The sequence below is a fragment of the Paenibacillus durus genome (assembly GCF_000756615.1).
GTDB classification, from domain to species: domain Bacteria; phylum Bacillota; class Bacilli; order Paenibacillales; family Paenibacillaceae; genus Paenibacillus_AQ; species Paenibacillus_AQ durus.
In genome coordinates, this window is sequence record NZ_CP009288.1 from 4,653,985 (window position 1) to 4,675,211 (window position 21,227).

Annotated in this window: 20 protein-coding genes; 2 read left to right on the forward strand and 18 right to left on the reverse strand. The window is 51.5% G+C overall.

Going from position 1 to position 21,227, the window contains the following annotated elements:
* Window positions 1-21 precede the first annotated feature (21 nt).
* The 7 genes from PDUR_RS20220 to PDUR_RS20250 all read right to left on the reverse strand — a co-directional run bounded on the left by PDUR_RS20220 (window position 22) and on the right by PDUR_RS20250 (window position 6,156).
* The gene (locus tag PDUR_RS20220) at window positions 22-858 is read right to left on the reverse strand and encodes an aldo/keto reductase (RefSeq protein ID WP_042207925.1); all 837 of its coding nucleotides are present in this window, start codon (window positions 856-858) and stop codon (window positions 22-24) included.
* Window positions 859-1,116: 258 nt separating this feature from the next.
* Window positions 1,117-1,581 (reverse strand): cupin domain-containing protein, encoded by a 465-nt coding sequence (locus PDUR_RS20225; protein ID WP_042207926.1) that lies wholly within the window; start codon window positions 1,579-1,581, stop codon window positions 1,117-1,119.
* 166 nt (window positions 1,582-1,747) lie between these two features.
* On the reverse strand, window positions 1,748-2,680 hold the full coding sequence (locus PDUR_RS20230; RefSeq protein ID WP_042207927.1) for an SPFH domain-containing protein: 933 nt from the start codon (window positions 2,678-2,680) through the stop codon (window positions 1,748-1,750).
* Between the two features lie 4 nt (window positions 2,681-2,684).
* Complete coding sequence (locus PDUR_RS20235) at window positions 2,685-3,110, reverse strand: NfeD family protein (protein ID WP_042207928.1); 426 nt, start codon at window positions 3,108-3,110, stop codon at window positions 2,685-2,687.
* Between the two features lie 254 nt (window positions 3,111-3,364).
* A complete protein-coding gene (locus PDUR_RS20240; RefSeq protein WP_042207929.1) occupies window positions 3,365-4,012 on the reverse strand; it encodes an XTP/dITP diphosphatase in 648 nt (215 codons plus the stop codon).
* A 1-nt stretch (window position 4,013) separates the two neighbouring features.
* Window positions 4,014-4,772, reverse strand: coding sequence for a ribonuclease PH (gene rph, locus PDUR_RS20245; RefSeq protein ID WP_042207930.1), 759 nt, complete (start codon window positions 4,770-4,772; stop codon window positions 4,014-4,016).
* Window positions 4,773-4,968: 196 nt separating this feature from the next.
* Window positions 4,969-6,156, reverse strand: a complete 1,188-nt coding sequence (locus PDUR_RS20250; protein WP_042207931.1) for a GerMN domain-containing protein — start codon at window positions 6,154-6,156, stop codon at window positions 4,969-4,971.
* Between the two features lie 280 nt (window positions 6,157-6,436).
* Between PDUR_RS20250 and PDUR_RS20255 the strand changes: the two genes are divergently transcribed.
* Window positions 6,437-7,048: a phosphatidylglycerophosphatase A family protein gene (locus PDUR_RS20255; RefSeq protein WP_042207932.1), complete on the forward strand. Its 612-nt coding sequence runs from the start codon at window positions 6,437-6,439 to the stop codon at window positions 7,046-7,048.
* Window positions 7,049-7,245: 197 nt separating this feature from the next.
* Here PDUR_RS20255 and PDUR_RS20260 read toward each other — a convergent pair whose 3' ends face one another.
* The 11 genes from PDUR_RS20260 to nifB all read right to left on the reverse strand — a co-directional run bounded on the left by PDUR_RS20260 (window position 7,246) and on the right by nifB (window position 19,516).
* A complete protein-coding gene (locus PDUR_RS20260) occupies window positions 7,246-7,980 on the reverse strand; it encodes a class I SAM-dependent methyltransferase (protein ID WP_042207934.1) in 735 nt (244 codons plus the stop codon).
* 313 nt (window positions 7,981-8,293) lie between these two features.
* A complete protein-coding gene (locus PDUR_RS20265; RefSeq protein ID WP_042207935.1) occupies window positions 8,294-9,439 on the reverse strand; it encodes a homocitrate synthase/isopropylmalate synthase family protein in 1,146 nt (381 codons plus the stop codon).
* Window positions 9,436-10,191 (reverse strand): HesA/MoeB/ThiF family protein, encoded by a 756-nt coding sequence (locus PDUR_RS20270; protein WP_042207936.1) that lies wholly within the window; start codon window positions 10,189-10,191, stop codon window positions 9,436-9,438. The genes PDUR_RS20265 and PDUR_RS20270 overlap by 4 nt, the downstream gene beginning before the upstream one ends.
* An 80-nt stretch (window positions 10,192-10,271) precedes the next feature.
* Window positions 10,272-10,832, reverse strand: a complete 561-nt coding sequence (locus PDUR_RS20275) for a DUF269 domain-containing protein (RefSeq protein WP_042207938.1) — start codon at window positions 10,830-10,832, stop codon at window positions 10,272-10,274.
* Window positions 10,816-11,217 (reverse strand): nitrogen fixation protein NifX, encoded by a 402-nt coding sequence (gene nifX / locus PDUR_RS20280; RefSeq protein WP_042207939.1) that lies wholly within the window; start codon window positions 11,215-11,217, stop codon window positions 10,816-10,818. Before nifX ends, PDUR_RS20275 begins: the two co-directional genes overlap by 17 nt.
* Entirely contained in the window at window positions 11,192-12,520 is a 1,329-nt protein-coding gene (nifN, locus tag PDUR_RS20285) for a nitrogenase iron-molybdenum cofactor biosynthesis protein NifN (RefSeq protein WP_042207940.1), read from the reverse strand. The genes nifX and nifN overlap by 26 nt, the downstream gene beginning before the upstream one ends.
* On the reverse strand, window positions 12,510-13,871 hold the full coding sequence (gene nifE, locus PDUR_RS20290) for a nitrogenase iron-molybdenum cofactor biosynthesis protein NifE (protein WP_042207941.1): 1,362 nt from the start codon (window positions 13,869-13,871) through the stop codon (window positions 12,510-12,512). Before nifE ends, nifN begins: the two co-directional genes overlap by 11 nt.
* A 232-nt stretch (window positions 13,872-14,103) precedes the next feature.
* Complete coding sequence (gene nifK / locus PDUR_RS20295; RefSeq protein ID WP_042207942.1) at window positions 14,104-15,657, reverse strand: nitrogenase molybdenum-iron protein subunit beta; 1,554 nt, start codon at window positions 15,655-15,657, stop codon at window positions 14,104-14,106.
* Window positions 15,654-17,111, reverse strand: coding sequence for a nitrogenase molybdenum-iron protein alpha chain (gene nifD, locus PDUR_RS20300; protein ID WP_042207943.1), 1,458 nt, complete (start codon window positions 17,109-17,111; stop codon window positions 15,654-15,656). The genes nifK and nifD overlap by 4 nt, the downstream gene beginning before the upstream one ends.
* Before the next feature lie 143 nt (window positions 17,112-17,254).
* Window positions 17,255-18,133: a nitrogenase iron protein gene (gene nifH, locus PDUR_RS20305; RefSeq protein ID WP_042207944.1), complete on the reverse strand. Its 879-nt coding sequence runs from the start codon at window positions 18,131-18,133 to the stop codon at window positions 17,255-17,257.
* A gap of 6 nt (window positions 18,134-18,139) precedes the next feature.
* On the reverse strand, window positions 18,140-19,516 hold the full coding sequence (nifB, locus tag PDUR_RS20310; RefSeq protein WP_042207945.1) for a nitrogenase cofactor biosynthesis protein NifB: 1,377 nt from the start codon (window positions 19,514-19,516) through the stop codon (window positions 18,140-18,142).
* Between the two features lie 770 nt (window positions 19,517-20,286).
* On the opposite strand from nifB, the gene PDUR_RS20315 reads away from it, so the two are divergent.
* Window positions 20,287-21,117 carry a TerC family protein gene (locus tag PDUR_RS20315; RefSeq protein WP_042207947.1) on the forward strand — a complete coding sequence of 277 codons (831 nt, stop codon included), beginning with the start codon at window positions 20,287-20,289 and terminating at the stop codon, window positions 21,115-21,117.
* Window positions 21,118-21,227: the final 110 nt, after the last annotated feature.

A 21,227-nucleotide genomic window follows, 5' to 3' on the forward strand; every position in this document is an offset into this window, starting at 1 on the left:
GGACGGGCCGAAAGCGGCCTTCTAGAAATTGAAATTATCCGGGTCAGGACCGTAGCGATGGTTCTTGTTCAACCCTTCGATGGCCAGAACATCTTCATCGCTGAGCGTAAAGTCAAAAATGCCGGCGTTCTCACGGATACGGTCGGCATGAACCGACTTCGGAATCGTAATGACGCCCTGCTGGATATCCCAGCGGAGAACGATTTGTGCAGGCGTTTTTCCGTATTTTTGCGCAAGATCCTGCAGCAGCGGAATATCCAGGTTGCCCTGCAGCAGCGGGCTCCAGGCTTCCAGCTGAATGTTCTGCTCGCGGCAGTACTTGAGCAACTCGCGCTGGGTCAGCAGCGGATGGAACTCCACCTGATTCACCACCGGCACGATACCGGTGTCGTCAATGATGCTATTCAGATGATGAATCTGAAAATTGCTGACGCCGATCGATTTGACATAGCCCTCTTTTTGCAAATGAATAAGCGCTTTCCATGTCTCGCGGAACTTATCCTTAACCGGCCAGTGAATCAGATACAAGTCGATTACGTCCAGGCCGAGTTTCTTGCGGCTCGACTCGCAGGCCTTCAAGGTTTCTTCATACCCTTGTTCATTATTGAATACTTTGGTGGTAATAAACAGTTCCTCGCGCGGCAACCCGGATTCCAGGATGGCTTGTCCGACGCCTTCTTCATTCTTATACGCCGAGGCGGTATCAATACTGCGGTAGCCGATTTCGATCGCCGATTTGACCGCATGGATAACTTCATCGCCATCCTTGGTCTGCCATACTCCAAGTCCCAGCCAAGGCATCGATACGCCATCACTTAAAGTAGGTCCGTCGGTAAAAGGTCCTTTCAACTGACTCATCGCTACTCCCTCCAGATTCAATTATGGATTGGATATCTACAAAATCGCTTAACCAACTATGCTGCTCTTCTAAGTATGATTTCCAAAATTAAGTATAACAGATTCACTCCCGGCAATACAAAATACAGAGCACCGTATGTCTTAATTTATGCGAACCTCAACGAATTAAGCGCTTTCAAAATATTAGAAAACGGAGCCTTCGCTCCGTTATTACAGCAAATATTTCGCCGGCTCGGCTGTTACCAGCATAATCTGCCGCTATCCCTCCGACTTGTCGACCAACCGAAAATCGTCATAGTGAAAGCCCGGAGCCACAACGCAGGATACAAGCACCGGCTCGTCACCGAGCGGTCTCGCGGCCTGCCATACGCCGGCGGGTACGAGCGCCTGTGGCTGCTGGCCTGCAGCGATATCAAGACCCAGCACGATTTCCTGCACATCACCGGGATGTTCTCCATTTCCTCCAAGGCTTAACACAAGGGGGCTGCCGGCATGCCACAGCCAATGCTCATCCGACAGGACGGCATGCCACTCGGAAATTTCGCCCGGATGCAGCAGAAAATAGATGGTTGATGCCGCAGGACGGGAACCGGAGTAGTCTTCGCCCAGGAGATCCCGGGGAATTTGAACAGATGATTTCCAGATTTCCTTAAACCAGCCGCCCTCGACATGACGCTCAAGGCCGAGCAGTTCCACAAAAGGCGAAAGTTCTTTTTGTGCCACGATCTTCTCTCCTCACGATATGTTTCCGCTGGTTCCGCTCTCCCGGTTCCCGAAGTGAAGAATGGGACAACTAAGAGGGACACAGCACGGATCTAGTGTTGTTGCCCGTGTCCCCTACTTTAGCCGAAAACAGCATAATTGTAAAATGAAATTCCGCAGCCACAGCTTATTTGTCCTTGCCAGCCTTGAACACGTCGGCCATCGCCCCCAAGCTTCCGAGCGTTCTGACGACGTCGGTCGGCAGGAATACCTTGTTGGCCGGTCCTTTGGAGATCTCCCCCAGAGCTTCGAACGATTGATACGCAAGCACCTGCTCATCCAGCCCTGCGCTTTTGAGGAGCTCGATCCGCAGCTTCTCCGCCTCCGCTACCGACTGAATCGCCTTGGCTTGGCCGAGCGCCTCCAGCTCCTGCGCTTGACGCAGACCTTCAGCCTGATGAATCCTTGCTTCCCTGTCTCCCTCCGCCTTTAGGATTTTACTCTGTTTATCGCCCTCCGCGCGCAGAATCATATCCTGTCTGGCCGCTTCCGCCTCCAGTACAATCGCCCGCTTGTTCCGCTCGGCCTTCATCTGCTTATCCATCGCTTCCTGAATGTCCACCGGCGGCTTGATATCGATCACTTCGACCCGTTCAATCCGCACGCCCCATTTCTCTGTCGCTTCATCGAGAGCGAGGCGGATTTCCGTTGAGATTTTCTCCCGGCCGGACAGCGTCTCGTCAAGCTCCAGTTTGCCGATAATCTGCCGCATCGTGGCTGTACTGATGTTCCGCACACCATATACGTAGTCGGAAATGCCATAGGTTGCTTCTTCCGGGCCCACCACCTGATAGAAAATAATCGTATCGATCTGCACCTGTACATTATCCTTCGTAATCACCGTCTGCGGTGGCACATTTGTCTGCTGAATTCGCAGATCATGATAGGTCCGCACGTGGTCGATAATCGGAATCAGAACGTTCAGACCCGGCGTCAACAGACGGTGAAATTTACCGAGCCGTTCGACGATACCCACCCGCTGCTGCGGAACGATTTTGACCGTAAGTGCGATAAATGCGATCACCACAACCAAGATAACTCCAATAACCGCCAATTCCATTCTCTTATACCTCCCAACGTTCTACTTCAATGATGGCATTTCCTCTGCTGATGACTCTAACTTTCTCATCCACACTCAATTGCTGCACCGATGCAGCACTCCAAATATCTCCCCCGACCTTGACCTGCCCGTATCTGCCCGGCTCGATCGGCTGAACGACGATTCCTTCTCTGCCGACAATATCGGTGCCGATGTCCTTGAAGCCCTGCGAAGCGCGGAACCTTGACACCACCGGTTTCGAGAACAGGGTCAGCCCGAGCGCAACCAAAGAACCGGTCAGTACTTGAACCAGTACCGCATCCGGTGCGGCAAGCGATACAAGACCTGCGGCAACAGCGCCAATGCACAACCACAGCAGATAAAAAGTGAGCGTCAGCATTTCGGCGACCAGCAATACGCCGGCGGCGATAAACCAGATGATCCAGACCATCAAACGTCACCTTCTTTTTCGCTTTATACTAACAATAACGAAAAGAAATCTTCTGCGTTGCATCTTTTTGCATGGCAATTAACAACCGCTATACTCATTGTATTTCTATCTAGGCAGCGTTATGATGACAGCTGGATTCTTCATCGTTCAATCGGCTTGACCGATATGCTGATAGATTAGCATGAGATAAAAAATAACCCCAGACCTGAATGGATTGACTCATGTCCATTCAAATCTGGGGCCATAATTAAGGTTTATTTCCCAGTGCCACGGTCGCCCTGCGCGGCCAATTTCTCCGTCAGGAGCCGGAGCGCCATCCCCCTATGACTGACCGACTGCTTCTCTTCCAGCGTAAGCTCGGCCATCGTCTTCTCAAATTCCGGAAGATAGAACAAGGGGTCGTAGCCGAAGCCTCCACCGCCCGCTGGTTCGGAAGTAATCCAGCCTTCCACGGCGCCTTCAGCCGTAAGCTCCGCAGCCGTGGACGGATCGTATAGCGACAGCGCGCAGACGAATCTTGCCGTGCTGAGGAGCGGTTGTCCTGTATCCTCGCCCTGCTTCAATCTCTCCAGCTCGCTGAGCAGCTTCAGGTTGTTGTCCCCGTCCGACGACCCTTCGCCCGCATAGCGGGCGGAATAAACACCGGGACGTCCGTCAAGCGCATCCACACAGAGTCCTGAATCATCGGCAAGCACAGGCAGCCCGAGCGCTTCACCGATCTGCTTCGATTTTTTCAGCGCATTCTCCGCAAAGGTCGTTCCATCCTCCACCACGTCCGGCAGCTCCGGATAATCGAACATGCTCTTTACCGTCAGGCCTAGCGGTGCAAAAGCATGCTGAAATTCGCGAATCTTGCCGGCATTTTTGGTTGCGACAATAAGAATACCGGTTCTTGAGTTCATACTATACCCTTTGACTGGTCTGGCCGGATGGAATTTTAAGCGCGATCGGTCCAAGGGCTTCTTTTTGGGCGGCAATCAGTTCAAGAATCCCTTGTTCGGCTAGACCCAGCAGATCATCCAGTTCTTTTCGCGAGAAGGGTCTTTCTTCCCCGGTTCCCTGCAGTTCGACGAATTCGCCGCCTCCGGTCATCACCACGTTCATGTCAACATTGGCTTTGGAATCCTCTTCATAATTCAGATCCAGCAGCGGGCGATCACCTACAATACCGACGCTGATCGCCGCCAGATAATCGGTGATGGGGAACACGGTGAGACGGTGCTGCGTTACAATTTTGTTCACGGCAAACGCCAGGGCGATAAAAGAACCCGTAATCGACGCAGTTCGCGTACCGCCATCTGCTTGAATAACATCGCAATCCAGGGTAATATTCCGTTCGCCGAGCGCCTGCAAATTGACTACGGAACGAAGAGCCCGGCCAATAAGCCTTTGGATTTCCATCGTTCGTCCGGTCAGCTTTCCCCGTGCAGCCTCACGCTGGTTACGCGATTGCGTCGCCCGCGGCAGCATGGAATACTCCGCTGTCACCCAGCCTTTCCCCTGTCCTTTCAGGAACGGAGGGACTTTCTCCTCCACGGTGGCCGTACAAATGACCTTGGTGTCCCCCATTTCAATGAGTACAGAGCCTTCGGCATATTTATTGATTTGGGTCGTAATCTTCAGCGGCCGGAGCCCATCGTCGTTTCGCCCATTTGATCTCATTTTGTCTGCCTCCTACATTTGTATAGCGTGAGCTTCGTTTAAGCATCCTTAATTTTACCAAAGTGCAGGCGCAAAAGCATCTTTTTCGGCCTGGCGGTTAGGCAGCGTCCGGGTGGAATCGGGGCTCTTCTTCGTACGCAGCGTTTGCTGAGCATAGGATCTTCAGAAAAATATCAAGCATTAGTTAAGTTAGCCCTTAAAGCGGGAGTTCATTCACATATTGCGGCGCTGATACGGGCTTGCCGTAATCGACATTGTCGGTTCCGGTAACCGTCTGCTTGCCGTTCATCCGGACTCGGACCATGGCATCCTCCGAGTTCTGGGCAATCGTGAGTACTACGGACTCCAGCAGTTCTGCGGGAACCTGGCTGCCGTCATCGAACATATCGTCGTTCAGCGATACCGTGACTACTCCGTTCTGTTCTTTCTGGACGGAATCCAGCGATGTCTCTGAGGTCATTACCGTTTCAAGTCCATTCTCGGAATCGGGTCCCTCAATCAACTCGTTCATCGCTGCTTTGAGCGGGTCCTGTCCCGGCGTTACAAAGCGGGTTACCGGAACATAATACTGAACACCGGCCGGAGAAGCTGACGAGAAATAAACGGTAACCGTACTGAAATTCATTGAAACCGGACCTTGAGACGGCAGGTTGATTCCCATGCTGCGGGTCAGCGGACGGTCGAGCGGCGTTCCCTTAAGCGGCATCTCATTTAGCTTCTTGCCGTCAACCCACAGCTGCACTCCAGTAATCCCTTCCTGGCCGGTCAGTGTCCAGGTAACAGCCTCCATCAGCTTCCGCTCATCAGCAGGAGCATAAGTACTGAATTTGCCGCCAAATTCGGCGACGGCCAGATTATGGTCCACCGTTACATTTTTAACTTCTGTGCCCTGCGGCAGGACACCATGGAAACCGTCTGGCAGATCTGCGGCGTAGGCTCCACCGTCAACAAGCGCTTCAAGCGACTGCTTCAGCGCTCCATCTTTGCCTGATGCAGGAAGACTGAGCGATACGGGAGCAAGCAGGCCATTATCATTCTGCAAAAATACCGTCGTGCGTGCGGCAGTCGAATCGTTATCGCCTTTAAGCGCTGAATTCCCGCTTCCTGCTGTGTCGGTACTTGCCGCAGCGCCTGAATCGACAGCGCCCCCGCCTGAGTCGCTGCCGCTTACTCCGTTGTCTGCGCCGTCCTCCGCCACAGGTGCGAATACCCCGGTATCCAGTGTATTCCCGCTCGTCTGCAGCATTTGCTCCTCCACATCGCTAGGCGGCGGGTCAATGGCAGCCGATTGATCAGAGCCGAACAAGCCGCAGCCGGACAGCGCCAGTGGAATTGCCAACAGGCAGGCCGCAGAAGCCAAGGCAAGTTTTTGCTTATTTTTCATTTGGATTTGCCCCTTTCAAGGTTATCGATACGGTTTGTACTGCTATGTATACGAGCCCCTCGGCCAAAAAATAACAACGGCTTATCCTAAAATAGCGAGAGTCTGCCCGGGCACTGCAACTTCCACTCCTCAGCCGCCTAAGCTGGCGGATTCCGTATAAGTCTACTCTGCTGGACAAATACTTCCTGTGAACGTACAATTTGACTACGGCGCAGCATGGGGATTCATGCCAGCCGGTTAGAGGTCCAACCAACGACATTTTTTAGCGGGGTGACTGAATATGGCCGATGTAAAAATTCCTTACAGTCTGAACAGCAAAGCCGTCGCACAGGCAACGAGGGCCTGGCTTCACACACGCGGTGTAAAAATTGAAGAAATTGCGGAACTTGTACTGCTGCTTCAGCAGAAATATTACCCTAACTTAACGATGGAGGAATGCATTCACAATATCGAGAGGGTGCTCAGCAAGCGGGAAATACAGAATGCCGTGCTGACCGGTATCCAGCTCGATCTGCTGGCTGAAGAAGGCAAGCTGCTTCCCCCGCTTCAAGAAATGATTGAAAATGACGAAAGTCTTTACGGGGTTGATGAAATATTGGCCTTCTCCATTGTCAATGTATATGGCAGCATCGGATTTACCAATTACGGCTATATCGACAAGTTAAAGCCTCCCGGCGTACTGGAAAGACTGAATGACAAAAACGACGGGAAAGTTCACACCTTCCTGGATGACATCGTTGGAGCTATTGCTGCCGCGGCCAGCAGCCGGATTGCCCACCGCAAGCAGGCCGAGCGTGAGAAAGAATTGGGACTCCCGCATGAGCCGGAGGATAGCGAGGAGACATCCAATAACTTGGACGCGGAAAAGATGCAGGGGAATAACGAAGCTTGAATACTATCTCACAGATAGCGCCCAACTTTCTTATTGACGGCAGTTATTACAGCTATATCCAGAAGCTGGGGTTCCGGAACTTTTACGGTCTGATGTTTTAAAACTAAATAGCCGGCGGAATCTTTCTTCCGCCGGCTGTTTTTGCATAGCGAACAGACCAATGCCGCCCATCTGCTCTATATCCTGTTTCTGTTCATTTACGGACGAATCCCTACGAAAATCATGCGCGGCGAGGTTTCCGCCTCATATTTCTCCTCATCGTAGTTTCCATGGACCGATTCGATCAAGAGACCGGCATCCGCGATTAGATCGCGAAATTTCTCCAGCGAATACAGCTTTACCCGCTCATGATACTGCCGCGGCGTTCCATCCAATTTGGACGTCAAAATGATGTCTTTCTTTACATATCCATTCTCGATCCGCCGCTTCTCGTCAATCAGATTGTCTCCGTCTTCCCGGGTGGAATGAGGGACCAAATGGGTAATCACATAGGAAGGATTAAGGAAATCAATGATAAACTTTCCTCCCGGCTTTAGCACCCGACGAATTTCCCGCAGCACCTTCAGTTGCTCCTCGTCCTCCTCAAAGTAACCAAAGGATGTGAACAGATTAACTACCGCGTCAAATCCGCCCTCAAGCGGCAGCTCCCGCATGTCGGACCGGATCCAGGCGACCCGCTCCGCACCTTCCTGAACGCGCGCCTCGCGCAGCAGTGCTTCCGACAGGTCGATTCCGGTTACCTCGTAGCCCGCTTCTGCGAGTGCCAGTGAATGCCGTCCCATGCCGCAGCACAGGTCCAGCACTTTGGCTTTAGCCGGCAGGCCGAGCCAGCCGATCATCCGCTCAACCTCCCGCCGCGCCCCTCCGAAATCCCGGTGTTTGTATACAATCAAATAGTCCTCTCCAAAGCTTTTCTCATACCATTCGCTCATGTCCCGTCTCCTCCCGCAGGTCTGTTTTCATTTAACCAGTCTATGTATCTGCAAATGTACCGATTATTTTACCCCCTTTTGCAGGTAAACTCAAAGCTGCTCGTCACTCGCGCTTCATGAAACATATAAATATCCTATCAGTCATTCAACACCCGGTCGCGCGCAGACTGCCGCATTCCATACATAAAAGGGACCGATTCGCAAGGAAAAACTTATCCCGTGAATCAGTCCCTTATTTCTTGAATCAGTATTTTATCCATTGTTGCTTCAGCCCTGCCTTTGTAGAAGCCGATTATCAGCTTTCACCGTCTTCTTAGACCGCGTTCTGCGCCTGCTGCTGTTCTTCCAGCAGCCATTCCACCAGCAGGATTTCCGGCACATTGCCTTTGTTGGTTTCAGCATATTCCCGGACACGTACCAGCAGCCTGGCTGCTGTATCGGGGTCCACTTCCAGCCCCCGCTTGCCAAGTACATGAGCGACGCCGCCCGTTCCGGAGTGCTTGCCGAGCACGAAACTATGCTCTCTGCCGACTTCAGCGGGGTTAAAGGTCTGATAGGTCTCCCTATCCTTCACCAGTCCGTCCACATGAATACCCGACTCATGCGTGAACGCCATCTTCCCAACAATCGGCTTGGAATCTCCGACGCTGCGGCCGGAAGCCATGATCACCATATCGGCAATCCGCTTGAGCAATTCGGCCCGGATGTTACTATGGCCCCCGTACAAATAACGCCAGGCCAGCGCAACTTCCTCCATTGCCGCATTACCTGTTCGTTCACCGATTCCCGCGACTGTCGTACTCGCCCACGTCGCTCCGGCGGCGATGCCGCTCAGCGTATTCGCGACAGCCAGTCCGAAATCGTTATGGCAGTGCACCTCCAACTCCACGTCGGACGGCACAGCTCCAAGCAGCGTACTTATCCGCCCAGCCATCTGACCGGGATGATGCGCGGAAACCGTATCCGCATAACGGAACCAGTGTATACCGCCTTCCTCATACAGTGAATTGATCAATTCCACCAGAAAGCTCATGTCCGCACGAGACGAATCTTCCATACCGACCGACACGGCCATACCCAGCCCACGCGCATATTCCACCGCACGATGCAGCTTGGCTAATCCTTCGGCGGGCGAAAGCCCAAGCTTGCCCCGAAGCTGAACTTCGGAGGCGGGAATCGAAATATGACACCAATTTACTCCCGTCGCCAAAGCCTTGTCGATATCGCTTTTGAGTGCACGGTTCCAAGTCATTAACTTCATGGGAAGACCGAGGGCGGCAATCGCCGCAATGTCCTCTTGTTCCCGAAACCCCATAGCCGGAATACCGATCTCCGCTTGCTCTACACCGCACTCCGCCAGCAATCTTGCGATTTCCAGCTTTTCTGCCCTCGTGAATGATACTCCAGCCGCCTGTTCGCCATCCCTTAGTGTCGTGTCACATAGCTTGAGACTTTTCACGGTTTACCTCCTTCTCCGCAGCAAGCGCAATTCGGATTACGGGCAAGTCGGACACTGTAGGTGCTAAAGTCAAGTGAGTTAAAGCGATACATAATGCCGGTATAGGCCGGCCCTACCCTTGTAATCCATTTTACGGCTTCCAGCGCAGCCAGGCAACCCGCAATACCGGAAGTTGCCCCCAGAACTGGAAACCCAAAAGGTTCCCACTGGGGCTGGTCGTCGGGATATAGACATTCCAGGCAAGGCGTCTCACCTGGAACCATTGTTGTCAAAGATATTTCAAAGCCGTACATCGCCGATTCCACCATCGGCTTGCCTGCTTCTACGCAGAGCCGGTTCAATACGTACCGCTCCGGGAAATCATAACGGGCATCGATGACGATATCGGCGCTCTCAACCCAAGGCTTTGCCTTGTCATACTCAATCTTGGAATTGTAACCCTCGATTTCCATCTCGGGATTGAGCCGCCGCAAATGCTCTATGGCCGTACTCATCCGTTCCATTCCCAAATGTTCGCTATCCATTAGAATCTGGCGGTTCAGGTCCGGCAAGAGAATCTTCCCTTCATGCGCCAGAATCAATTTACCGACTCCTGCAGCCGCCAAATAAATCGCTGCTGTACCACCCAGGCCGCCGATACCGGCGATCATTACTGTCGCTTCTTTCAGCGCTTTCTGACCGTTCTCTCCAAGCAGCTTTAACTGCCGTGCATACCGCTCCTGTTCCAGCAAACCGATCGACCCTTGCTCCATCGCATTATACCTCCGTTATCGCTCATGATTTAATAGTTTCATAATAGTATAGGATCGGAGGTGTTTCTTGACAATGAAGTTTATCCCTCCAGACTGAGCAGTCCGTGCACAGCAGTCTGTTCTTTATACTTATCTAAGAAGGCAATGCCCTCATCCAAGCAAGCAACCGCATAGGCAACGGTCTTCTCCAGAGAAGTGAACGGAAATGGAAAGCCTGCACGAAGGCTCTTCATGACAAGAATAATGCGGCCGCTATAGATCAGTCCACGGCCGAATCCTTCGACATTAATTTCCGCAGAGCTTTGAATCATCAACCCGCTCTTCTCCTCCATCAAGCTAGCGATAGCCTGAAACAATACCGGCACCTGGCGGCGGACCTCATCGGACGCCGTGCAGTTGATGTCCGATTTAGCCTTATCCTCCGCTGAAGCCAGGAACAGCTTCGCAATCTTTTCCTCGGGAGTGAGGGAAGCATAGCGGCCAAAATAATCGCTCGCGCTAAGCAGATCATTTAAACGGCGGACAATACGCTCCGCTTTTTCAGGATCGGGCGCCGGTTTGGAACGGCGCTTCGGTCGAACTTGAGCTTTATCCGCCGGCTGTTCGTTCGCACATGCGACTTCGTTAGCCATTTGATCCATTGACCCCAGCTCCTTCCTCTTCCTCCGCACGCAGCACCTTGGCCAGCCACATCGGCGGCTTGCCCTGCAGCATCTCCTCGAGGCGTTTAACCTGCTCATCGATCGGACTTCCGAACGGCACTTTAACCGGCATGATTTTGCGGCGGGTCACCTTCGCTGCCGCCGATGCTCCAATCTGCATAAGAAAGATCAAAGTGCAGTCATCAATAGCCTCAATCCGGCCGTCGATCTTGCCCAATTCGTCCTGGGCTGCGATGTCGGGTATTCTGCGCAGCTCCAGAAGCTCGCTGCTACCCTTCGTCAGATTATAAATGGCAAACATCGAACATTGCCCAAAATGGGCATTTACACGAACTCCGTCATCTGTGGCGAACGCTACTTTCACGATGCTCCGCCTCCCTTCTCATTAATAGATTGCCTGCTTTATTGGTCCACTCCATCGCTCCACGATAGCCGACGGAAACATTCATATACGATCCGAGCTCATTCCATATCGGGAAACCGGCAGCCAGGAAAGCCGCTCCAATACGCTCCGCTCCCGCAATTCCGTGCGAACTTCCGATCCACAAATCAGCCCCGCTTCCGAGCACCTCGGCATCGTCAAGGTCGCCGACCCATACATCGCGCTCCATTTCGGCCACCGCCGGCGTTTCATACGAGGTAATCAGCGCCTTCTGCTCAACCCCCAGCTCATCCAGCCATTCCGAGACAGAGCGAAGATGATCCGGTTCAAGTGCGGCCAGAGCGGAGACACCAGCAAACTGAAAGTGCGCATCAAGCATACAGTCAAGCAGATTCTCACGCTGCCAGCAGTACCGGATGGGAACCGGAACACCGCTGATTTGATGCAGGAAATTCAGCAGCTCGTCGGAAGCCTTGAGACCCATCGTTCCTTGGAACACCTTGTATGGCGTACCGAGAGCGTTATGCAGTCTTCTGGCCGGACGTTCCATACTGGCGCCGAAGGCGATCGTAAGTCCCGACTGCAGGCTCTGCAGCATCGAATCCAATGGGACCCCGCCTCTGGTCAGCGGCGAGAATCCTGTCAGAAGATGCCCCGACAGAGAAGTTGATATATCAGGAAGTGCGATGACCTCAAAGCCAAAGGAGGACACGATTTCCTTGAGTTCCATTACATCCCCGGGTGTAAGATAAGATCCCGGCAGCAGCGTAATCTGACGAGAATTCACGTTCCGCTGTCCCCGGAGACCCGCCTGCTGAATCAGTTCATCAACCATCGCTTCAACAGTTACACTGAATCCGGATTCGAGCGATCCGCGAAAGTCAGGCAGCGTCACAGAAAAGGCAAGCCCGCCCCGCATGTTCCGCTCTCTCTTGTACGATTTCAGCATACTCTGGTAATCCACCCCTGCAACATCGGTCAGCTCAGTCCCGATGATCCCGATAATGTCGGGACGATGCTTGGAAAGCACTGCATTCAGGGCTTCTTCCAAATTGCGGTTTGCGTCGAAAATAACGTCCATTTCCTGCAGCGCTGAAGTCTGTACGGCAATCGGTTCACGAAAATGCCGAGTCAGAAGCGCCTTGGGAAAGGCGGAGCAGCCCTGCGAGCCATGGACAACCGGCATGGCCCGGTAGCAGCCCTGCATCGCTAGTATGCCGCCGAGAGACTGCCCGATTTTCAGCGGATTAACCGATACCGGCTTGCTTCTTTTCTTAACGGTCATAGCTGCCCTCCTTGTCCCACGGAGCTGGTGAGGAGGCGAGCTTCCAAATCGGATTAGCGATGGAATCAACTAATTCCTTGGCCAGCCGAAGCAGACCTTCGTAACCGGCATAGGCCTTATGGCGTTCCTGATTGATGTCCACAAACGGAATTTGCTCTTTCATTGCAACATACATATTCCGTCCGCCGGCAATCATTATATCGGCTTTGCGTTCTCTCACTGTCTTAATAATACGGCTTGCTCCGCCTTCCGGAATGTACTCTGTGTCATCACTGACTCTGTCCGCAATCCGCTGTACATCCTCATCCGAGCTTTTGTTCGTTCCGACACCAACAACCTGGATACCCAGTTCCTTCAGCGCCGAAATAACCGACCAGCTCTTCACTCCGCCTGTATAGAGAACAGCTTTCTTTCCTTTAAGTATTTTGCGGTATGGCCGCAGGTCGTGAGACAACCGATTCTCTTCACGCTCTGTCAGTCGGTCGACCCTGCGCTCCATCTCTCTGTCGTTCAGCAAATACGCCATTTGACGCAAAGAGTAGGTGGTCTCTTTTGCACCATAGAACGAACCTTCAAAATAGGGAATGCCATACTTGGATTCCATCTGTTTCGCCAGTCCAAGCAGTGCGCGGCTGCATACTACCATATTGGCTTTCGCACGGTGGGCCCAGGTAATTTCCTTATATCTGGCATCGCCCGTAATGCGGGATAAGAGCGTTATTCCCGCCTGGTTCATCAGTTTCTCAATATCCCACATCTCGCCGGCGATGTTGTACTCGCCAATCAGGTTTACGCCCATAGAAGCCTCTAGTTCCGGCTCACCCGTACCGATAACATATTGGAGCAAAGCATCGCCCGCGAGCCGGTTGCCTAGATTCTTGCTGCCGACAAAGCCGGGGCTGTTTACAGGAACTACCGGGATTCCGAGACGGTCGGACGCCTCTTTACAGACGGCATCCATGTCTTCGCCGATCAGCGCCGTAACGCAGGTTGAATATACAAAGATAGCCGGAGGCGCAAAACGCCCGGCAATATAGTCAATGCTGTCTTTCAGCTTTTTTTCTCCGCCAAAAATAATGTCATTATTGCTCAAATCCGTCGCAAAGCCGTATTGGGAGAGGGAAGGACCACTCGAAAGGCTTCCCCGGCTTTCCCAACTGTTGCCAGCGCAAGCAACCGGTCCATGCACGAGATGCGCAGCATCCATAATCGGGAGCAATGTAATTTGGGCTCCGTCGAATGAGCAACCTCCGGCTGCCTCACCCGGTTTTGGCCGTGGACAAGGCTTTGACTTAGGGGCAAGGCTCCCGCAGGCCTGATCGTCTATCTCTTCTTTTCGAATAGGCTCCATTGGATCATCATCTCCTTCGCTAAGACTCAGTGCTCTAATTCTTACTACCCACCAGGCTAAACAACTGAAATGAATGCGGAATAAATAGAACAGAAACGTTTGGACCCCAATCCGTATACATTTCGCCGCTATTCAAAATCTGAGTTGTACAAATTATAACATATTTTCTCTGAAAATAGGCTGAGGGAGCAGATTTATCCAAGATAAATCTGCTCCCTTTTTTACCTATTGATTAACGAACCAAATCGCCGAAACCAGATTCGTTGTTGTCTAGCTGATCGAGGACAATATTGACAATCAAGGTCAGCAGGTTCAATGCTCCTTGGTAGCCGATAATCGGATTGCGATGCATATGATGACGGTCAAAGATCGGGAAGCCTACGCGGACCAGCGGTACTCCTGCATCCTTGGCAGCAAATTTAACGTGCGAGCTGCCGATAGCCAGATCAACCGGATCGTTAAGCAGCAGCGAACGCAGGTGCCAAAGGTCTTTGCCTACATAAACAGTTGCTTCGGAACCATAAGGGCTGGTTGCCAGCAGCGCTTCAACTTCTTCTTTCCACTTCTTGCCATCGAATTCCACATCACCGTTCGAGCACAGAATGTGTACCGGCTCCATGCCGACTTCGAGACAGAATCCGATAAGTCCAAGCAGCAGGTCAGGGTCGCCGGCAAGAGCAACGCGTTTGCCATGCAGATAAGGATGGCTGTCGGCGTAAGCGTCAACCACGCGTCCGCGTTCTTCGGTGAGCGATGCAGGAACCGGAAGTCCAGTCAGTTCGCTGATAGCTGCGAGCAGCTTATCCGTAGCTTTTACGCCAAGCGGAGTGGACAAGGAGGAAACTTGTTGTTTCCAGGTTCCGCTGATATATTCTTGAGTCTTCTTCAGCGTGTATTTTTGCAGTACAAGTGAACCCAGCGCGTTAGCAGCTTTCGGAACATCAGCAAGCTTCGTTCCGCCATAGTAGTACTCGTATTCGCCAGTAGCCGGGGAATCGTAGTTGCCGCTGTGATCGCCGAGAATCGTGTACTTCGTATCAAAAGCGTTCAGGATTTTGCGGATTTCCGCAAAGTTGCCTGTGTAAGGCTCGAATCCGAGCAGCACGTTCAGCTTCTCGCCTTCTTCGCCAGTACCCGGAGCAGCAGTTAGGCCGGAACGGTCAAACAGCTGGTTCAGAATGTTCTTGATCATCGCATCATACCCAGTGATATGCGAGCCGATGAAGCTAGGCGTGTTGGCATACGTAACAGGGAAATCTTCGGCAATTGCGCCTTTTTGACGAGCATTGCCAATAAAAGCTGTCAGGTCGTCACCGATAACTTCCGCCATACAAGTGGTACATACGGCTACCATTTCCGGTTTGTACAGAGCAACTGCATTTTGCAGACCGTCGATCATGTTGCTCATGCCGCCGAATACAGCTGCATCCTCAGTCATCGAGGAAGAAACGGCTGGCGTAGGTTCTTTAAAGTGACGGCTCAGATGGCTGCGGAAGTAAGAGTTACAGCCTTGGGATCCGTGTACGAACGGCAGCGTTTTTTCAAATCCAAGTGCTGCCATAACCGATCCGAGCGGTTGGCAAGCTTTGTGAGGATTGATAACAACGGCTTTACGTTCGAAGTTCTTCTCCATATACTCCGCAGATTTGGAGTAAGCGAGCGCTTCTGCTTTCTCTTGATCACTGCAAGGCGCTTCAAATTGTTTCTTGTTTTCACGCTGTTGAACATAGCGTTCTTCCGTAAACAAGGTGTTATAATCCGGAATATTCAATCTTTCCTTGCTCATACGCTCGCCCCCTCAGTCTGTACTTTTTCTTTCTTATCAATCAAATTCCATACCGGGTTGTTCACAGTCATATCCATATCTTTGGCAAAAATCTTGAAGCCATCGAAGCCATGGTACGGACCGCTGTAATCCCAGGAGTGCATTTGACGGAACGGAATACCCATTTTGTGGTATACGTATTTTTCCTTAACACCCGATCCCATAAGGTCGATGTTCAATTTTTGAGCGAGTTCTTCCAGTTCATATGCAGTCGGATCGTCCATGATGATCGATCCTTCTTTCATTTCTGGGAAGGTTCTTTCATAGTCGTCTTTATGAGCAAATTCGTAGCCGGTAGCAACGATTTCCATGCCCAGATCTTCGTAAGCGCCAATCGTGTGACGGGAACGCAGGCCGCCGATCAGGAGCATAACCTTTTTGCCTTCCAGACGAGGTCTGTATTTGCCGATGATGGCATCCATTTGCGGTTTGTATTTGGCGATAACTTTCTCGCAGTTTTCTTGGATCGTTGCGTCGAATTTCGCAGCGATTGCGCGCAGGCTCTCGTAAGTTTTCGACGGTCCGAAGAAGTTGTACTCCATCCACGGAATACCGTAAGCTTGCTCCATATGCGTAACCATGTAGTTCATGGAACGGTGGCAGTGAATCAGGTTCATTTTCGCTTTGTGGGCGATTTCCAACTCGTTCAGGGTACCGTCACCGGACCATTGAGCGATTACGCGCAGACCCATTTCTTCCAGCAGGATACGGGAAGCCCAAGCATCGCCGCCGATGTTGTAGTCACCGATGATATTTACATCGTAAGGACCGGTTTCGGCCAGGTCCGCTTTACCCATTACAAAGTCGCGGATAGCATCGTTCGCGATATGGTGACCAAGCGACTGGCTGACGCCGCGGAAACCTTCGCAACGGACAGGAACGACTGGCATTTCCAGTTCTTTGGCCATTTTTTTGGATACTGCTTCAATATCGTCGCCGATCAGACCGACCGGACATTCGGATTGAACAGAGATACCTTTAGCCAGCGGGAACATTTCCTTGATCTCGCGGCAGATGATTTCCAGCTTCTTGTCGCCGCCAAAGACGATGTCCGTCTCTTGGAAATCACTTGTGATTTGCATAGCTGTGAAGTTATCGATACCAAGCGTACCGTTCGCATAGTTGCGGCGAGTACCCCAACTGTATTGTCCGCAGCCAACCGGGCCGTGAGAGATGTGAACCATATCCTTGATTGGTCCCCATACCACGCCTTTGGAACCGGCATAGGAGCAACCGCGCGGCGTCATTACGCCTGGACGGGATTTAATGTTCGATTTCAGGGAGCAACTACAGGATTCCTTAGTCTCCTCAGTATTAATCTGAAAATGCTTCTTACGGTCTTTTTTTGCTTTATCGGGATAGGCTTCCAGTATATCCTCAACTAACTTTTTGTTCGCCTCAATATCCAGTCCCATTCGTTGAGCCTCCTTTTCAATTGTGCAGGACATTACCTCCTGCAGGGCATGCTTTGTTTAATTCGGTCCAGTGAATGACCGTCTCTCCACTCCATTCACTGGATAACTTCTATTGTTAAGCGAAGTCTGTTCGCTTTTTTTTATTAGTGACCAGCAGCTTCCAGCTTCTTGAGAGCTGTTTCTTCGTCTTCTACCACACCGAAATCGATCAGCAGTTGTTCCAGTTCGTCCATTTCGATCGGAGTCGGAATGTTCAGCATTTCGTTGTGCAGGATTTTGTCAGCCAGTTGTTTGTATTCGTTGGCTTGGTTGTGCTCAGGGTTGTACTGAGTAACCGTCATTCTTCTCAGCTCGGCATGTTGTACGACGTTGTCGCGAGGTACGAAGTGGATCATTTGCGTGTTCAGACGACGCGCAAGCTCCATGATCAGCTCATCTTCACGGTCGGTGTTACGGCTGTTACAGATCAGGCCGCCCAGACGAACACTGCCGCTTTGTGCATATTTCAAGATACCGCGTGCGATGTTGTTGGCAGCGTACATAGCCATCATTTCACCGGAACAGACGATGTAGATCTCTTGTGCTTTGTTCTCGCGGATTGGCATTGCGAAACCGCCGCATACAACGTCACCCAGTACGTCGTAGGAGATGAAGTCCATACCTTCGTATGCGCCTTGCTCTTCCAGGAAGTTGATGGAAGTGATGATACCGCGGCCTGCGCAGCCTACGCCTGGTTCCGGACCGCCGGACTCAACGCAGAGGATGTCTCCAAAGCCAGTTGCTACTACGTCTTCGAGTTCAAGATCTTCTACCGAACCCAATTCAGCAGCCATGTGAAGTACCGTTTGTTGAGCTTTCGTGTTCAGGATCAGACGAGTGGAGTCAGCCTTAGGGTCACAGCCTACGATCATGATTTTTTGGCCAAAAGTGGTTGCCAGCTGTGCCAAAGTGTTCTGGGAAGTCGTGGATTTACCGATACCGCCTTTACCATAAAATGCGATTTGTCTTGGTTTCTTACTCATGATTAATCATCCCTTCGATATATTAATATTTTCAAAATAGGAACCGTATTTCACACTTTCAAGTATAGCTTCCTGTATTCCGCCTTTGCGGACCAGGGGCAGTATGCCTGCTTTGTTCAGCGCCGCGCGAGGCGCGTCGCCGATACCGGAGCTGAGGAGAATCCGGCAATCGCTAAGGATTGAGGTAATCTCTTGAAGCGTTTCGTCTTTGTCTCCGTTGCAATCGGCTGTGCCGTGGCAGTATGCCTGTATCTTCCGGATCCCGATGAATTTCACTTCGGTTCCGTCGGTATCGAAAATCATGAACTCCGTCGCATGGCCAAAATGCTGGTTGACCTTGTCTCCGCCTCTGGAAGCAACCGCGACTCTTGTCTTCTTGTTCTCATCAAGAATCGTCCGGCGGTTCTCCTTCGCGATCAGGCGCTGACGGATTTTGCTATCGAGCTCCTGCTGGAACTGTTCTCTTGCATCCAGGTCGATAACCGGATCGGCTTCCATCGTTTCCAGTTGGAAATCCTGGTTACGGTCCTGGCCGAGCAGCCCAACCGCGTCGGCGCGGCATTGGCGGCAGTGGCGCATCAGCTTCGTTCCGCCCTCGCTCAGCTGCTCTTGCAACTGGTTCAGTTCTCTTGGACGAGGAGCCTTGCGTCCGTCCTTCTCATACTGGCTGCCAGGAGCGATAATCAGCGGCGTTACATTGTGAAGCGTCGCGCCGAGCTCCTTAACTTTCTTTGATACTTCAACCAGATGCTTGTCGTTGACCCCCGGAATCAGAATCGAGTTGACTTTGACGAGAATGCCTCGCTTCGCCAGTTCCTCCACGCCTTGAAGCTGACGGCTGATCAGCAGAGCGGCGGCTTCTCTTCCTTCGTAACGCACTCCTTCATCAAATACCCAAGGATAAATCTCTTTACCGACATCCGGGTCGATGGCGTTGATCGTAATCGTTACGTGCCCGATCCCGAGTTCAACGATTCGATCGATGTGCCGGTACAGCGTAAGTCCGTTGGTGCTGAGACAGGTCATCACGTCGGGCACATGCTTCTTGACTCTCGCAAAGGTATCGAAAGTCTTATCCGCATTTGCAAGCGGATCGCCTGGACCGGCTATGCCGACCACCGACAGCTGCATGAGCTGTGCTGCCACACCTTTTACTTTCCGCTCCGCTTGTTCCGGAGTGAGCACCTCACTGACAACCCCAGGTCTGCTTTCGTTCACGCAGTCGAATTTACGGTTGCAGTAGTTGCATTGGATGTTGCAGGCGGGAGCTACCGGGATATGCATCCGGGCAAAAAACCGATGGGCTTCCTCGCTGTAGCAAGGATGGCGACTGATATCGTCCTCTGCTGCACTTGATGAACACGACGTCGGCTGCGGCTTCATTTTTCCCACCTCCTTAAAGTAATGAGGAGTTGTACTCCCTTGCGCATACTTCGCATCATTCTCGCGTCGGAAGCATGCGCCTAAGTTTTGCGGAGCGTTAGCTGTTCAATGTTTCACAGCCGGCTTCCTTGGGTAAGCTCCAAGTAGATTATTTGTTAGATAACCTACATCCGACATGTCAGTTTTCCTGACCTCAACCTTGCTTGGAAAGCTTTGTTGTACACTCATCATATTTTCAAACCCGTATATCGTCAATTAGCGTAAACAAGAAAATTTAAGGTATTTCCGCATGTTTGCAGTTTCGTCAAATCATATGTTAGCATATATGACATCCACATCTCATGTTTACGTTTTCATATCCCGTTTTCATTGAAAATCAATGTCATTTTACTCCCCGTTTACAGTGGCTTAACTGAAAGAATTTCTACATATATCCTCTTATTCTGACAAAAAGAGTGCCGATTCTAGCGAACTCAACTACAAATTATAGAGAGTAACAATGAAATCCCCCGCTGTTGACAATGTTTCTCAACTAATATATGATCTTTCTAGGCATAAACTAAGTAAACCGAATATCCCGTAAAGGGGAGTAGCTGATAAATAAAGTCGTCAGTACGAGAATGTAACCATTTCTCCGGCTTTATTGGCAATAACCTATTGTTAGCGAGACCTTTACCATTCAGATTGATTCTTTTTTGAATTCAATCTGTTTGGTAAAGGTCTTTTTTATATACTTTTGGGTCATCATAAACGCGAGGGAGGTAACAACAATGGATTTTGGATTACTATTGGAGTATGGCTGGGTACTGCTTGTTCTTGTGGGGCTGGAAGGGCTGCTCGCCGCGGACAATGCGCTGGTGCTGGCAATCATGGTGAAACACCTTCCTGAAGAAACGAGGAAAAAGGCGCTCTTTTACGGGTTGTTCGGGGCGTTCATCTTCAGGTTCGGCTCGCTGTTCGTCATCTCGTTCCTGGTGGACATCTGGCAGGTGCAGGCGATCGGGGCGATTTATCTGCTCTTTATCGCTGCCAACCACATCATCCGTAAAATCATTGCTTCGAGGAAGCCGGTAACTGAAGAAGCGGCGGAAAGCGGCGGAAAGGAAGACACAGACAGAAAGAAAGGCGGTTTCTGGCTGACTGTCTTCAAGGTGGAACTGGCGGACATCGCCTTTGCCGTCGACTCGATTCTTGCTGCGGTCGCTCTGGCCGTTGCGCTTCCGCCAAGCGGTCTTCCCGCAATAGGCGGACTCGACGGAGGCGTATTCCTCGTTATCTTTGCCGGGGGCTTTATCGGACTGGTTATCATGCGCTTTGCCGCCTCTTTCTTCGTCAAGCTTCTTCACTCCCGCCCGGGACTTGAAGTTGCAGCCTTCGTAATCGTCGGTTGGGTTGGCGTCAAATTGGCAGTCATTACACTTGCGCATCCTTCGCTCGGCATATTATCTGAGGATTTCGCGCACAGCACCTTGTGGAAGGCGACATTCTATATCGTCCTCGTCCTCATTGCCGCAATCGGCTGGTTCATGAGCAAGCATACTACCGAAGAGAATAATGGTGTAAATCCGGTCCGCGAACTGGATAAGCAGCTTGGGAAATAAGCAAACTTCCTAATTAATCGACACAAACAAGCCCGTTTACGCTTATTGCAGCGTAAACGGGCTTGTTTGTTTAAATAAACCCTATGATGGAAGGAATCAATCTGTATCCC

Bases quoted from the DNA above. Each gene is read 5' to 3' on its own strand.
- PDUR_RS20220 (WP_042207925.1), bottom strand. From the start codon at position 858: ATGAGTCAGTTGAAAGGACCTTTTACCGACGGACCTACTTTAAGTGAT.
- PDUR_RS20230 (WP_042207927.1), bottom strand. From the start codon at position 2,680: ATGGAATTGGCGGTTATTGGAGTTATCTTGGTTGTGGTGATCGCATTT.
- PDUR_RS20235 (WP_042207928.1), bottom strand. From the start codon at position 3,110: ATGGTCTGGATCATCTGGTTTATCGCCGCCGGCGTATTGCTGGTCGCC.
- PDUR_RS20240 (WP_042207929.1), bottom strand. From the start codon at position 4,012: ATGAACTCAAGAACCGGTATTCTTATTGTCGCAACCAAAAATGCCGGC.
- rph (WP_042207930.1), bottom strand. From the start codon at position 4,772: ATGAGATCAAATGGGCGAAACGACGATGGGCTCCGGCCGCTGAAGATT.
- PDUR_RS20250 (WP_042207931.1), bottom strand. From the start codon at position 6,156: ATGAAAAATAAGCAAAAACTTGCCTTGGCTTCTGCGGCCTGCCTGTTG.
- PDUR_RS20255 (WP_042207932.1), top strand. From the start codon at position 6,437: ATGGCCGATGTAAAAATTCCTTACAGTCTGAACAGCAAAGCCGTCGCA.
- PDUR_RS20260 (WP_042207934.1), bottom strand. From the start codon at position 7,980: ATGAGCGAATGGTATGAGAAAAGCTTTGGAGAGGACTATTTGATTGTA.
- PDUR_RS20270 (WP_042207936.1), bottom strand. From the start codon at position 10,191: ATGGAGCAAGGGTCGATCGGTTTGCTGGAACAGGAGCGGTATGCACGG.
- PDUR_RS20275 (WP_042207938.1), bottom strand. From the start codon at position 10,832: ATGGATCAAATGGCTAACGAAGTCGCATGTGCGAACGAACAGCCGGCG.
- nifN (WP_042207940.1), bottom strand. From the start codon at position 12,520: ATGACCGTTAAGAAAAGAAGCAAGCCGGTATCGGTTAATCCGCTGAAA.
- nifE (WP_042207941.1), bottom strand. From the start codon at position 13,871: ATGGAGCCTATTCGAAAAGAAGAGATAGACGATCAGGCCTGCGGGAGC.
- nifK (WP_042207942.1), bottom strand. From the start codon at position 15,657: ATGAGCAAGGAAAGATTGAATATTCCGGATTATAACACCTTGTTTACG.
- nifD (WP_042207943.1), bottom strand. From the start codon at position 17,111: ATGGGACTGGATATTGAGGCGAACAAAAAGTTAGTTGAGGATATACTG.
- nifH (WP_042207944.1), bottom strand. From the start codon at position 18,133: ATGAGTAAGAAACCAAGACAAATCGCATTTTATGGTAAAGGCGGTATC.
- nifB (WP_042207945.1), bottom strand. From the start codon at position 19,516: ATGAAGCCGCAGCCGACGTCGTGTTCATCAAGTGCAGCAGAGGACGAT.
- PDUR_RS20315 (WP_042207947.1), top strand. From the start codon at position 20,287: ATGGATTTTGGATTACTATTGGAGTATGGCTGGGTACTGCTTGTTCTT.